12 protein-coding genes are annotated in these 12,871 nt (G+C 64.9%); 6 read left to right on the forward strand and 6 right to left on the reverse strand.

Features of this window, described 5'->3' with window-relative positions:
* The 4 genes from ACYCAX_RS08915 to ACYCAX_RS08930 all read left to right on the forward strand — a co-directional run.
* A partial coding sequence (locus tag ACYCAX_RS08915; RefSeq protein ID WP_460247820.1) for an ABC transporter ATP-binding protein occupies positions 1 to 888 on the forward strand: 888 nt, incomplete at its 5' end.
* A 69-nt stretch (positions 889 to 957) separates the two neighbouring features.
* On the forward strand, positions 958 to 1,743 hold the full coding sequence (locus ACYCAX_RS08920) for a transporter substrate-binding domain-containing protein (RefSeq protein WP_460247821.1): 786 nt from the start codon (positions 958 to 960) through the stop codon (positions 1,741 to 1,743).
* A gap of 73 nt (positions 1,744 to 1,816) precedes the next feature.
* Positions 1,817 to 2,527, forward strand: a complete 711-nt coding sequence (locus ACYCAX_RS08925) for an ABC transporter permease (protein WP_015475765.1) — start codon at positions 1,817 to 1,819, stop codon at positions 2,525 to 2,527.
* 13 nt (positions 2,528 to 2,540) lie between these two features.
* Positions 2,541 to 3,290: an ABC transporter permease gene (locus tag ACYCAX_RS08930; protein WP_460247822.1), complete on the forward strand. Its 750-nt coding sequence runs from the start codon at positions 2,541 to 2,543 to the stop codon at positions 3,288 to 3,290.
* A 1-nt stretch (position 3,291) separates the two neighbouring features.
* Here the strand turns inward: ACYCAX_RS08930 and ACYCAX_RS08935 are convergent, their stop codons facing one another.
* The gene (locus ACYCAX_RS08935; protein ID WP_460247823.1) at positions 3,292 to 3,915 is read right to left on the reverse strand and encodes a TetR/AcrR family transcriptional regulator; all 624 of its coding nucleotides are present in this window, start codon (positions 3,913 to 3,915) and stop codon (positions 3,292 to 3,294) included.
* A 141-nt stretch (positions 3,916 to 4,056) separates the two neighbouring features.
* Here ACYCAX_RS08935 and ACYCAX_RS08940 point away from each other — a divergent pair, with 141 nt between their 5' ends.
* Positions 4,057 to 5,070 (forward strand): M14 family metallopeptidase, encoded by a 1,014-nt coding sequence (locus ACYCAX_RS08940; RefSeq protein ID WP_460247825.1) that lies wholly within the window; start codon positions 4,057 to 4,059, stop codon positions 5,068 to 5,070.
* Between the two features lie 108 nt (positions 5,071 to 5,178).
* Here the strand turns inward: ACYCAX_RS08940 and ACYCAX_RS08945 are convergent, their stop codons facing one another.
* Together ACYCAX_RS08945 and ACYCAX_RS08950 are read right to left on the reverse strand one after the other, a co-directional pair.
* A complete protein-coding gene (locus tag ACYCAX_RS08945; protein WP_460247826.1) occupies positions 5,179 to 5,622 on the reverse strand; it encodes an REP-associated tyrosine transposase in 444 nt (147 codons plus the stop codon).
* A 178-nt stretch (positions 5,623 to 5,800) separates the two neighbouring features.
* Positions 5,801 to 7,384, reverse strand: coding sequence for a peptide chain release factor 3 (locus ACYCAX_RS08950; RefSeq protein ID WP_460247827.1), 1,584 nt, complete (start codon positions 7,382 to 7,384; stop codon positions 5,801 to 5,803).
* 625 nt (positions 7,385 to 8,009) lie between these two features.
* Between ACYCAX_RS08950 and ACYCAX_RS08955 the strand changes: the two genes are divergently transcribed.
* Positions 8,010 to 9,173 (forward strand): type III PLP-dependent enzyme, encoded by a 1,164-nt coding sequence (locus tag ACYCAX_RS08955; protein ID WP_015475771.1) that lies wholly within the window; start codon positions 8,010 to 8,012, stop codon positions 9,171 to 9,173.
* 236 nt (positions 9,174 to 9,409) lie between these two features.
* Here the strand turns inward: ACYCAX_RS08955 and ACYCAX_RS08960 are convergent, their stop codons facing one another.
* From ACYCAX_RS08960 to ACYCAX_RS08970, 3 genes are all read right to left on the reverse strand, one after another.
* Positions 9,410 to 11,212 (reverse strand): phosphoethanolamine transferase CptA, encoded by a 1,803-nt coding sequence (locus ACYCAX_RS08960; RefSeq protein WP_294978469.1) that lies wholly within the window; start codon positions 11,210 to 11,212, stop codon positions 9,410 to 9,412.
* A 102-nt stretch (positions 11,213 to 11,314) separates the two neighbouring features.
* On the reverse strand, positions 11,315 to 12,106 hold the full coding sequence (locus ACYCAX_RS08965) for a tetratricopeptide repeat protein (protein ID WP_294978465.1): 792 nt from the start codon (positions 12,104 to 12,106) through the stop codon (positions 11,315 to 11,317).
* Between the two features lie 6 nt (positions 12,107 to 12,112).
* On the reverse strand, positions 12,113 to 12,793 hold the full coding sequence (locus ACYCAX_RS08970) for a Fe2+-dependent dioxygenase (protein WP_460247828.1): 681 nt from the start codon (positions 12,791 to 12,793) through the stop codon (positions 12,113 to 12,115).
* Between the last annotated feature and the right edge of the window lie 78 nt (positions 12,794 to 12,871).

A 12,871-nucleotide genomic window follows, 5' to 3' on the forward strand; every position in this document is an offset into this window, starting at 1 on the left:
GACAGGCTCCTACCCTACGCCATACAAGCGAGCTTGCTCGCGAACGCTCTTGATGTTTCCGGTGCAGAGGCAGGTTCGCGAGCAAGCTCGCTCCTACAAGAGCCGGCGCAGCCCGCGAGCAGGCCCGTCATCGAAGTGCGCGATATCCACAAGCGCTTCGGCGACTTCGAGGTGCTCAAGGGCGTGTCGTTGTCGGCCCGGGAGGGCGAGGTGATCTCGCTGATCGGCGCCAGCGGCTCGGGCAAGAGCACGCTGTTGCGCTGCATCAACATGCTGGAGATTCCCAACCAGGGCTCGGTCACCGTCAATGGCGAGACCATCGGCCTGGCGCAGAACCGCCACGGCGAGCCGATGGTGGCCGACCAGAAGCAGCTCACCCGCATCCGCTCGCAACTGGGCATGGTGTTCCAGAGCTTCAACCTGTGGCCGCACCGCAGCGTGCTGGAGAACCTGATCGAGGCGCCGACCTTCGTCCTCCACGAGAGCAAGGCCGAGGCCCGCGAGCGCGCCGAGGCGCTGCTGGAACGCGTCGGCCTGGCCGAGAAGCGCCACGAGTACCCGGCCTTCCTCTCCGGCGGCCAGCAGCAGCGCGTGGCTATTGCCCGCGCGCTGGCCGTGCGGCCGAAAGTGATGCTGTTCGACGAGCCGACCTCGGCATTGGACCCGGAGCTGGTGGGCGAGGTGCTGAAGGTGATCCGCTCGCTGGCGGAGGAGGGGCGGACCATGATTCTGGTCACCCACGAGATGGCTTTCGCCCGCGACGTGTCCAGCCATGTGGCGTTCCTCCACAAGGGCCTGATCGAGGAGGAGGGCACCGCCGAGGAGGTGTTCTCGCGGCCGCGCAGCGAGCGCTGCCGGCAGTTCGTCAACGCGCACCAGAATCGCTGACCGATGCCGCGCTGTCGGCGCATCGATGAGCGTGACCCAACACTCAATACAACAATGCAGGGGATCACGATGAACAAGAAAGGTCTGTGCAATCTGATGGTGGGTGCGGCGATGCTGGTGGCCGGCGTGGCGAGTGCCCAGGCCGAGACGATCCGTTTCGCCCTGGCCGCCGAACCCTATCCGCCGTTCTCGCAGAAGCAGCCCGATGGCAGCTGGGTCGGCTTCGAGCCGGACCTGATCCACAAGGTCTGCGCCGAGATGAAGGCGACCTGCGAGATCGACGAGGTGGCCTGGGACGGCATCATCCCGGCGCTGCTGGCGAAGAAGATCGACGTGATCTTCAACTCGCTGTCGATCACCGATGAGCGCGAGAAGCAGATCGCCTTCAGCCGCCCCTACTACGACACCCCGGTGGCCGTCGCCGCGCCCCAGGCGGTGGACGTGCAGATCAGCCCCGAAGGCCTGAAGGGCAAGACCATCGGTGTGCAGATCTCCACCGTCAGTTCCAACTACCTGAAGAAGTACTACGAGAAGATCGCCGACGTGCGCTATTACGACACCCAGGACTCGGTGAACGCCGACCTGGTGGCCGGACGCATCGACCTGATGATGGCCGACGGCATCGCCGTGGCGTCCTTCGTCAAGTCGCCGGACGCCCAGGCGGCCGGCATCGTCAACAAGGGCGAGGTGAAGTACGACCCGGTGTTCGGCCGTGGCGTCGGCGCCGGCCTGCGCAAGGGCGATACCGAGCTGAAGGCGAAGATGGACGAGGCCATCGGCAAGCTGCTCGTCAGCGACGACTACAAGGCGCTGTCGGACAAGTACTTCGGCATGAGCGTCGCGCCCAAGCAGTGATCCCGGCGTGAGCTGGACCCGTGCCCGCTGCGGGCGCGGGGACGACCCTGAGCCTCCCAGACTGGAGACGGCCATGCAAAGTATCTTCGACCTGATCGGCTTCGGCCCCACCGGATGGGGCCCGGCCCTGCTCAAGGGGCTGCTGGTCACCCTGCAGATTTCCGTCGGCGCCTTTCTCGTCGGCCTGCTGATCGGCCTGGCCGCGGCCAGCGCCAAGATCGGCGGCCCGCGCCCGCTGGCGATGCTCGCGCGCGGCTACACCACGCTGTGCCGGGCGGTGCCGGAGCTGCTGCTGATCCTGCTGCTGTTCTACGTCGGCTCCATGGGCCTGAACCAGTTCTTCGAGTGGCTCGGTTACGGCCAGGTGAAGCTCAACGGCATGATGGTGGCCATCGTCGTGCTCGGCCTGGTGCAGGGCGCCTACGCCTCGGAAATCTTCCGTGGCGCCATCCAGTCGATCCCCTATGGCCAGATCGAAGCGGCGCGCGCCTACGGCATGCACGGCTTCGGCCTGTTCCGCCGGGTGACCCTGCCGATGATGGCGCCCAACGCGCTGGCCGGCATGGCCAACCTGTGGGTCAACCTGATCAAGGACAGTGCGCTGATCAGCGTGGTGGGCACCAACGAGCTGCTCTACACCGCCAAGCAGGCCGCCGGTTCGACCCGTCACTACCTGACCTTCTACCTCACCGCGGCGGCGCTGTATTACGTGCTCACCGTGCTTTCCAACCTGTTCGCGGGCTACCTGGAGCGGCGCTTCCGCCGCTGGATTCCGGCGGTCTGAACGAGGCACGGCGATGAACGAACACTGGCTATTCGTCTATGGGGCCCTGCTGCTCAAGGGCCTGGGCACCACCCTGGTGATCCTGCTGATTTCCGCCACGCTGGGCTTCGTGCTGGCGCTGGGTGTGGCGCTGGCGCGGATGTCGCGCAACTTCCTGGTCTCGCGCCTGGCGCTGGCGTACACCAGCGTGATTCGCGGCACCCCGCTGCTGGTGCAGATCTACATCTTCTACTACGGCCTGGGCAGCCTCTTCGCACAGTTCCCGCTGATCCGCGGCAGCTTGCTCTGGCCGTACCTGCGCGATGGCTTCTGGTACATCGTCATCGCGCTGATCCTTTCGGTCGGCGCCTACGTTGGCGAGGTGGTTCGCAGTGGTCTCAAGGCCGTACCGCGCGGTGAGCTGGAGGCCGCTTCGGCATTCGGCATGAACCGCACGCTGGTGCTCTACCGCGTGTGGCTGCCGCGGGCGATTCGCCTGCTGCTGCCGACCCTGGCGGGGGAAAGCGTGATGCTGCTCAAGTCCACCGCACTGGCCTCCACCATCGCTGTGGTCGACCTGCTCGGCGCCGCCAACGTGGTGCGTGCGCAGACCTTCCAGATCTATGAGCCGCTGCTGCTGGTGGCGGCGATCTACATCTGCCTGACCTTCATCATCGAGGCGCTGTTCGCCGTGCTGGAACGCGCCACGCCGGTTCGCCGCGAGGCACAGAAGTCGACGCAGCGGAGCTGGCTGGGCAAGCGCAGGCCGCGCACGGCCGTTTGAGTTATGCGTAGGCGCCGCGCCTGAGCCCTTCCACCCAGCAGCGGCTGAGTTCGAGTCCGTCAGTGGCGCTGAAAGTGGTTGGATTCAGGCACCACTCCAGCCACAGTCCGTCGAGCATGGCGGAGAGACCGATGGCGGCGAGGCGCGGGCGCGCCACGCTGAAACCCTCGGTGCTGGCGAGTTCGCTGATGAGCTTTTCCAGGATCGCGAGGTAGCTGTGGTAGCCGCGCTCGTGCGCCTCGTTCACCGGCGGCGAGTGGCGGATCAGGCTCCAGAACACCACCCAGGGGCTGAGCAGGTCGGGGTCCAGTACCTGGGGCGAGAAGGAGCCGGTGAGAAAGGCTTCCATGCGCGCGGCGGGGTCGTTGCCGACCGCGTCGACCTGCTGGTAGAGCGCCTGGGTGACCTCGCTGGCGAGGGTTTCGTAGGCCTGGGCGACCAGCGCGTCGATGCTGCCGAAGTGGTGGTTCACCAGGCCCACCGCGACGCCGGCTTCCTTGGCGATGCGACGCACCGAGATGCCCGCATGGCCATCGGCGACCAGGCACTTGAGGCAGGCGCGCACGAGGTGGTCGCGGCGTTCCTCGGGTGTGGCGCGCTGGGCTTTCTGGCGGGGGATATCCAAGGGCGGGCGTCCTGTGTTGCGGGGTGCCGGCAAGCGGCGAACGGTTTCGATACTAGGAGGCGACGAGGAAGATTTCCACGGGCCTTTTGGATAGAGAGCAGACAGAGACCAGACAGAGGCCAAACAGGGGAGAGAAGACAGATGATCGAGGACGTATCCTTTGCCGTACCCGGTGATTCTGGCGCCGAGCTGCGCGTGCGTGCGTGGCGCATCGACGGCGGCAGACCGGGGCCGAAGGTGCACCTGCAGGCGGGCGTGCACGCCGATGAAATCGCCGGGATGCTGGTGCTTCACGAACTGCTGCCACGCCTGCGCGATGCCGCCGAACGCGGTGCGCTCAAGGGCAGCGTGACGGTGGTGCCGCAGGCCAATCCCTTCGGCATCGGGCAGTTCCGCCAGGGACGGATTCTCGGTCGGAACCACGACGCGACCTCGCGCAATTTCAATCGTGGCTTCATCGCCTCGGCGGCCGCCAGCGGCATCCTGGATAACCTCTCGCTGTGGCAGAAGCGCCTGGCGGAACTGGCCGCGCCGGCGGACATCGTGCTCGACCTGCATACCGATGACGAGGCGCTGCAGTACATCTACCTGCACGAATGCTTCTGGCCTGCCGCGCAGGACCTCGCTGCCGCCTTGCGCGCGGAACTGGCGATCATCTGGGAGGGCGACAGCGATGGCGCCTTCGAGGAAGTGGTGATCGCCCCGTGGCTAGCGGAGCAGCGCTTCGCCGGACGCCTGGTGGCAACCGTCGAACTGCGCGGCCAGGGCGACGTCAGCGACGCGCTGGCGCGGCAGGATGCGGACGGGCTCTACCGCTTCCTCGGCGCCCGTGGCGTGGTCACCGATGCCGGGCCGTTGCCGGAGTGGAAGGGCGTTGCCACGCCCATCGGCTTCATGGAAACCGTGTTCGCCCCGGCTGCGGGCGTGCTGGTTTTCGAACGCGAGCTGGGCGAACGCATCGAGGCCGGTGAACGCTTCGCCCGCATCATCGCCCGTCCCGGTGATGCGAGCAGCGAACACATACTGCGCGCGCCGCAGAGTGGCATCCTCGCCACTCGCTACCGCGATCGATTGATTCCCCAGGGGGCGATTGCGGCCAAGCTGACCGGCAGCGCGTCTTCGAGCACCTGGATCTCCGGCGCGCTTGATCCGTGAGTGAGTGCTTTTCGTAGGAGCGAGCTTGCTCGCGAACCCTGGCCCCGCAGCGGGGGTTGTTCGCGAGCAATAACGATGGCGTCCCCCTCGCTCCTACAGGGCTATACGTCAAAGCCAGACTGCGTTCCAGAAGGAATAGTCTCGAAGCGATTTGACCAGCCCTGCACGCAAGGGATTGGCTACCAGATATCGAGCGGTTGCTTGCAGGTCTTCGTCGCGGCGCAGGGCGTGATCGTGGAAGCCTGATTGCCAGACTTTACCTGTGCGTTTCAGCGCTCTGTTCAGTGAGATTGCAGTGAGGGATTTCAGTTGTTGCATAAAGTCACTCAATGAACCGCTCTCGAGTTGGACCAGGCAATGCAAATGGTCCGGCATCAATACCCAGGCGAAGAGACTGGCCTGCGCCAATTGGTGAAGCTCGCGAGCGACCGAACAGGATGCGTTCCATTGCGTGAATAGCGGTTCACGTTGATAGGTGACGGTTGTCACCAAGTATCTCTGCCCTTCGAGCGAATGACGTCCGTTGCGCAGATTTTTGCCATGAAACCCCATCTCAACTCCCCTATGTGTACCGATGCTTACGGTTGCAGAGGAATTGAGGCCTGACTGTAGGAGCGAGCTTGCTCGCGAACCTGCCGGGTCCGGTTCGCGAGCAAGCTCGCTCCTACGAAGAGCACATCGGCGCAAATGAAAACGCCCGCACAGGGCGGGCGTTTTCGGAAGGGCGAACTCAGTGGTGTTCGCGGGTGGCGCGGAAGGTGATGTCCGGCCAGCGCTCTTCCATCAGGCTCAGGTTGACGCGGGTCGGGGCCAGGTAGGTGAGGTGGCCGCCGCCGTCGACGGACAGGTTCTCGAAGGCCTTGTCCTTGAACTCCTTGAGCTTCTTCTCGTCCTTGCACTCGATCCAGCGCGCCGACCAGACGTTGATCTGCTCGTAGGCGCACTCGACCTTGTATTCCTCCTTCAGGCGGCTGGCGACGACGTCGAACTGCAGCACGCCGACGGCGCCGAGGATGATGTCGTTGTTGCGCTCGGGGAAGAACACCTGGGTCGCACCTTCCTCGGCCAGTTCCTGCAGGCCCTGGCGCAACTGCTTGGATTTGAGCGGGTCCTTCAGGCGCACGCGGCGGAACAGTTCCGGGGCGAAGTGCGGGATGCCGGTGAAGCCCAGCGCCTCGCCTTCGGTGAAGGTGTCGCCGATCTGGATGGTGCCGTGGTTGTGCAGGCCGATGATGTCGCCGGCGAAGGCCTCCTCCAACTGCTCACGCTCGCTGGAGAAGAAGGTCAGTGCGTCGGCGATCTTCACGTCCTTGCCCAGGCGCACGTGGCGCATCTTCATGCCCTTCTCGTACTTGCCCGAGCAGATGCGCATGAAGGCGATACGGTCGCGGTGCTTGGGGTCCATGTTCGCCTGGATCTTGAACACGAAGCCTGTGAACTTCTCCTCGGTCGGCGCCACGCTGCGCTCGTGGGCGCCACGCTCCAGCGGTTGCGGAGCCCAGTCGACGATGCAGTCGAGCACCTGGTCGACACCGAAGTTGCCCAGCGCGGTACCGAAGAACACCGGGGTCATCTCGCCCTTGAGGAAGGCGTCCTTGTCGAACTCGTGGCAGGCGCCTTGCACCAGTTCCAGCTCTTCGAGGAAGTTGTCGTAGAGGTCGCCCAGGTGGGCGCGCGCCTCGTCGGAGTCGAGCTTGTCGATGACCTTGGTCTCGATGCGCTCGTGGCCGTGACCCGGCACGTAGACGATGATCTTGTCTTCGGCGAGGTGGTAGACACCCTTGAAGTCCTTGTAGCAGCCGATTGGCCAGGTGATCGGCGCGGCCTTGATCTTCAGTACCGCTTCGATCTCGTCGAGCAACTCGACGGGGTCGCGGATGTCGCGGTCGAGTTTGTTGATGAAGCTGACGATGGGCGTATCGCGCAGGCGGCAGACTTCCATCAGGGCGATGGTGCGCGGCTCGACGCCCTTGCCGCCGTCGAGGACCATCAGCGCCGAGTCCACCGCGGTCAGGGTGCGGTAGGTGTCTTCGGAGAAGTCTTCGTGGCCGGGGGTGTCGAGCAGGTTGATCATGTGCTCGCGGTAGGGGAACTGCATCACCGAGGTGGTGATGGAGATGCCGCGCTGCTTCTCCATCTCCATCCAGTCGGAGGTGGCGTGGCGGTCGGACTTGCGCGACTTCACGGTACCGGCGACGGCGATCGCCTTGCCCATCAGCAGCAGCTTTTCGGTAATGGTGGTCTTACCGGCGTCGGGGTGGGAGATGATCGCGAACGTGCGGCGTTTGGCGACTTCGGCGGCCTGGAGGGTCATGGATGCGTGCCTGGCTGGAATCGAGGATGGGCCCGGATCGGCCCAAAAGCGCGGGATTATAACGGGAAATGACCGGTCGATCAGCGCCACCGGGCACCCGGCGGCCTATGGGCGTCGGTGGGGCGCCGATGGGCTCGCTCCGGGACGCGGTTTCGGCAGGCGATCGGGTGTCATCGGCCAAGCCGGCAATGACCCCTGTATCGGGGGCCGCGAAAAGGCCGTCCGGCCGCCCTTGTCATCCCCCTGAAACCCGCGCCTGTGCAGCATTTCATGGCGCTTTGTTAAGGATTCGAAACGAAATGCCGGATGGCGACAAAGGGTTATGAAAAAGCGGCAATTTTTGATTGATCTGTGCTGCCTCTGGTCCTAAAGTTCGCGCCCGAACGCTCATGCTGGAAACGATCCATCCGGCTCAAGTACTGACGACGAGAGGTTGCCGACCCGGCGACTCCGCGCCCCGAGAGGGGCAGGGAGCCCCAGGAGAAGTCGGAGCCGGTAATGCTCGGCGACATGCCTTGGGAAGTAGGCGAACCAAAGTGGGGAAACTGATCAGGCGTTCGTGGCTCGAAAGTAAAAGAGCCGTCCCTCTTTTCAATTGCGTGTTTTGCCATTTGGAGTCCCAACCATGTCCATCAAGGTCGAGGATTACTTCGCCCCGGAAACCTTCCAGCGCATGAAGGCGTTTGCCGACAAGCAGGAAACCCCCTTCGTCGTCATCGACAAGCAGACCATCGCCAACGCGTACGACCAGCTGACCGACTGCTTCCCGTTCGCCAGGATCTACTACGCGGTGAAGGCCAATCCGGCCACCGAGATCACCGAGCTGCTGCGCGACAAGGGTTCGAACTTCGACATCGCCTCGATCTACGAGCTGGACAAGGTGATGAAGACCGGCGTGGGTCCGGAGCGCATCAGCTACGGCAACACCATCAAGAAAGCCCGTGACATCCGCTACTTCTACGAGAAGGGCGTGCGCCTGTTCGCCACCGACTCCGAGGCCGACCTGCGCAACATCGCCAAGGCGGCGCCGGGCTCCAAGGTCTACGTGCGCATCCTCACCGAGGGTTCCACTTCCGCCGACTGGCCGCTGTCGCGCAAGTTCGGCTGCCAGACCGACATGGCCATGGACCTGCTGGTGCTGGCCCGCGACCTGGGCCTGGTGCCCTACGGCGTGTCCTTCCACGTCGGCTCGCAGCAGCGCGACATCGGCGTGTGGGACGCGGCCATCGCCAAGGTGAAGGTGATCTTCGAGCGCCTGAAGGAAGAAGACGGCATCGAACTGAAGATGATCAACATGGGCGGCGGCTTCCCGGCCAACTACATCGCCAAGACCAACAGCCTGGAAACCTACGCCGAAGAGATCATCCGCTTCCTCAAGGAAGACTTCGGCGACGAACTGCCGGAAATCATCCTCGAGCCGGGCCGTTCGCTGATCGCCAACGCCGGTATCCTGGTGAGCGAAGTCGTGCTGGTGGCGCGCAAGTCGCGCACTGCCGTGGAGCGCTGGGTGTTCACCGACGTGGGCAAGTTCTCCGGCCTGATCGAAACCATGGACGAGTCCATCAAGTTCCCGATCCACGTGGAGAAGCAGGGCGAGCTGGAAGAAGTGGTGATCGCCGGCCCGACCTGCGACAGCGCCGATATCATGTACGAGCACTACAAGTACGGCCTGCCGCTGAACCTGGCCGCCGGCGACCGCCTGTACTGGCTGTCCACCGGTGCCTACACCACCAGCTACAGCGCGGTGGAGTTCAACGGCTTCCCGCCGCTGAAGGCGTTCTACCTGTAGGTTCAGGCTCGAATGAAGAGGCCCCGCGATGCGGGGCCTCTTCGTTTCTGGCAGCGCGCTTTTGGTCCACGAATGAACCCGGCATCCCTGTAGGAGCGAGGGGGACGCCATCGTTATTGCTCGCGAACCGGACTCGCAGCGGGGGCTGTTCGCGAGCAAGCTCCTACGAAGAGCCTTCGTGCGCCGTGAAATGAAAACGCCCCGCAGTGCGGGGCGTTTTCATGGTCAGGTTCGACTCAACCCTCGTTGGGCTTCGTCGCAGCCGGCACCTGCGCGGTGGCCGGTGACCTGGCGTCCTTGACGATCTCCTGCTGCGGCGCGGCCTGGGTCGGCGGCAGCTTGTCGAAATCGTGCAGGCCGCCCTTCTTGTACGGGTCGCCGATCCAGCGCGGCGCCACGGCGAATTGCGGGCTGACCAGGCTCTTCACCGGCTCGAAGCGGTCGTAGCTCAGGCCCGCGAGGTCCGACAGGGTGTGGATCAGGTGCGAGCTGCTGTACGGACGCTTGGCGGCCGCCTGCAGGTCGCGCGGGTGCGCGGCCTGCCAGCTGGACGAGGTCCAGAGCATGAACGGGATGGTGTACATCGGCCGGGTCGGGGCGCCTTCGTTGCGGCCCAGGCGGTCATGGTTGCCCGAGCTGTAGACATCCTCGCCGTGGTCGGAGAGGTACAGCAGGAAACCGTTCGGATCGGTCGCGGCGTAGCGCTTGATCAGGCTGGAGACCACGAAGTCGTTGTACAGCACGGCGTTGTCGTAGAAGTTGTAGGTTTCCACCTGATCGTCGGACAGCGCCGAGGGTACGCCCTGGCGGTCGTTGAAGTGGGCGTACTGCTCCGGATAGCGGTAGCGGTAGTCCATGTGCGTGCCGAGCAGGTGGATGACGATGAACTTCTTCTGTGCCGGGTCCTGCAGGGCCTTCTCGAAGGGCTCGAGCACCACGCCGTCGTACTGGCTGGCGTTCTGGTTGCGCTGGTTGTTCAGGTAGAACTGCGCGTCCGTCTGCTGCGAGAAGGTGGTCAGCATGGTGTTGCGCTTGGTCATCGTCTGCTGGTTGGTGATCCAGAAGGTCTTGTAGCCCGCCTGTTTCATCAGGTTGATCAGCGACGGATCGGTGAGGAACCTGTCGGGGTTCTGCTCGTCGCCGAAGGTGAGGATCTGCTGCATCACCTCGATGGTGTAGGGACGCGGCGAGACAACGTTCTGGAACACCGTCAGGTTGTGGCCTTCGGCGGCCAGCGCGTCGAGGTTCGGCGTGGTTTCGCGCGGGTAGCCATACAGGTGCATGTGCTCGCGGGTGGTGGATTCGCCCAGCACCAGCACCAGGGTGCGTGGCGCTTCGCCGCTGCTGTCCTGGAGGTTCCGCAGTGGCGGCAGGGAGGCGTTCTGCTCCAGCAGCTTCTGCATGTTGTCCAGTTGCTGGCGGTACTGGGCGTAACCCACGACCAGTTGCCAGGGCACGGCCGGCTCCATGCGCTGCTGCACCTTCTCCAGCGCTTCGGCGAAGCTGCGCTCCTGGGTGACCATCTGCTTGTAGAAGGGGTAGACCAGATTCAGCGCCACCAGCAGCACGGCCACCGGCACTCGGGTAGAGAGCGGCAGGCTGACCGGGCGGATGCGCCGCCACAACAGGATTGCGACCACCGTGTAGGCCAGCAGCGCCAGGCCCAGCCAGAGGCTGAAGTACTGGCTGAAATACTCGCCCGCCTCGGCGGTGTTCGACTCGAACATGACGAAGATGACGCTCTGCGAGAACTCCTGGCGGTAGATGCCGAAGTAGCTCAGGCCCACCAGCGAGGCGCCCCACAGCACCAGGCCGATGACGGCGGAAATCCCGCGGGTGAAGCGCGGCAGCAGCAGGACCGGAGCGAGCCACAGGCTGCTGAGGAAGAAGGCGTCGCGGAAGCCGGCGAAACCGGTGGTGCCGGTGAGCAGAATCAGCAGCTGGGTGACGCCGGAGAAGTACCAGAAGAACAGCAGCAGCCAGCCCAGGCCGGCCCAGTCGACGCCTTTGCGGGCGGAAGGGGAAGTAGTGGTAGACACACACGCCTCATCGAATAGGGACAAACGACTGCACTCCAGCAGCCGCAGGGGGCGGGGAGGCTATCAGGAATGACGTGAAAAATGCGTTAAATGACAACAATCCTATGGGAGACGCAGTGAACTCAGGCGATTCCGGTCGGACTCATCGCCCAACTCGGCTGCGCGCTGGCAATAGGCGTGCGCCAGCCGACGCAAGGCCTCCAGCGGGGAGCGGGCCAACTGTTCGCGGGCGACCCGCAGGAAGTTCAGGTTGCCGCCTTCCAGCGCTCGGTGCAGCCAGGGCAGGGCGCCTTCCAGGTCGCCGGCCTCGGCCAGGACCGTGGCGTGGCTGAACTGGCCGCGAAAATCGCCGGCTTCGGCGGAACGCCGATACCAGCGATGGGCTGTCTCGGTATCGCGGGCGACCACCAGGCCTTCCTCGTGGAAACGGCCGACCAGGTTCATCGACTTGGCGTGTCCCAGTTCCGCCGCCCGGCGGTACAACGCCAGGGCGTGCGCTTCGTCGCGCGCCACCCCGCGTCCGGTGGCCAGCAGGTTGGCCAGGTTGTACATCGCCCAGTCCAGGTCCGCCCCGGCGGCGAGCGCATAGTGCCCGGCGGCCGCGGCGGGGTCGGCAAGGCAGCCCCAGCCGTGTTCCAGGCAGCGGCCGAGCATGTTGCGCGCCATCGCATGGCCGCGTTCGGCGGCGATGCCGAACCAGGTCAGGGCCAGCGCCGGATCGCGCTCGATGCCGTGGCCGTCGAGGAGGATCTGGCCGAGCAGCGCCTGGGCTTCCAGCTCGCCGTCGCGGGCCGCGGCGAGGATCAGCCGGGCCGCCTGGCGCGGGTTGTCGGCGAGCTGGCCGCTGAGGTCGTCAACGGCGATTTCTTCGGTACGACGCAGGACGAAACTCATGGGCGGTCAGACATCCACCCAGCGGCGCAGCAGGTTGTGGTAGGTGCCGGTCAGTTCCACCAGCGCGGGGTGGTCGGGCACGTCGCGGGTCAGCGCCTGGATCGACTGGTCCATCTGGAACAGCAGGGCGCGCTGGCTGTCCTCGCGCACCAGGCTCTGGGTCCAGAAGAACGAGGCGATGCGCGCGCCACGGGTCACCGGGTTGACCTTGTGCAGGCTGGTGGCGGGGTAGAGCACCAGGTCGCCCGCCGGCAGCTTCACCTGCTGGGTGCCGTAGGTGTCCTGGATCACCAGTTCGCCGCCGTCGTAGTCCTCGGGGTCGCTGAAGAACAGTGTCGAGGACACGTCGGTGCGCACCCGTTCGCGGCCGCCGTGGGTGTCGCGCACGGCGTTGTCGATATGGAAGTCGAACGAGCCGCCGCCGGTGTAGCAGTTGAACAGCGGCGGGAAGACCTTGTTCGGCAGCGCGGCGGACTGGAACAGCGGGTTGCTCCACAGGCGCTGCAGCATGGCTTCGCCGATCTCGCGGGCCAGCGGGTGGTCCAGCGGCAGTTGCAGGTTGTGCTTGGCGCGGGCCGACTGGTAGCCGGCGGTGGCCTTGCCGTCGGCCCATTCGGCCTGTTCCAGGGCGGCGCGGATGCGCGCCACTTCCTCGCGGGTAAAGATGCCGGGAATGTGCAGCAGCATGGGACGGTTCCGTCGGTGCCTGGGAAAGTGCCAATGATAATGATTTGCAACAGACGGCTACAACTGTCCGTTTTGTCG

Source organism: Pseudomonas sp. MT3, from assembly GCF_054720805.1.

What these genes read in the sequence shown, in the direction of transcription:
- ACYCAX_RS08920 (WP_460247821.1), top strand. Translation starts at nt 958, where the DNA reads ATGAACAAGAAAGGTCTGTGCAATCTGATGGTGGGTGCGGCGATGCTG.
- ACYCAX_RS08925 (WP_015475765.1), top strand. Translation starts at nt 1,817, where the DNA reads ATGCAAAGTATCTTCGACCTGATCGGCTTCGGCCCCACCGGATGGGGC.
- ACYCAX_RS08930 (WP_460247822.1), top strand. Translation starts at nt 2,541, where the DNA reads ATGAACGAACACTGGCTATTCGTCTATGGGGCCCTGCTGCTCAAGGGC.
- ACYCAX_RS08940 (WP_460247825.1), top strand. Translation starts at nt 4,057, where the DNA reads ATGATCGAGGACGTATCCTTTGCCGTACCCGGTGATTCTGGCGCCGAG.
- ACYCAX_RS08945 (WP_460247826.1), bottom strand. Translation starts at nt 5,622, where the DNA reads ATGGGGTTTCATGGCAAAAATCTGCGCAACGGACGTCATTCGCTCGAA.
- ACYCAX_RS08950 (WP_460247827.1), bottom strand. Translation starts at nt 7,384, where the DNA reads ATGACCCTCCAGGCCGCCGAAGTCGCCAAACGCCGCACGTTCGCGATC.
- ACYCAX_RS08955 (WP_015475771.1), top strand. Translation starts at nt 8,010, where the DNA reads ATGTCCATCAAGGTCGAGGATTACTTCGCCCCGGAAACCTTCCAGCGC.
- ACYCAX_RS08965 (WP_294978465.1), bottom strand. Translation starts at nt 12,106, where the DNA reads ATGAGTTTCGTCCTGCGTCGTACCGAAGAAATCGCCGTTGACGACCTC.
- ACYCAX_RS08970 (WP_460247828.1), bottom strand. Translation starts at nt 12,793, where the DNA reads ATGCTGCTGCACATTCCCGGCATCTTTACCCGCGAGGAAGTGGCGCGC.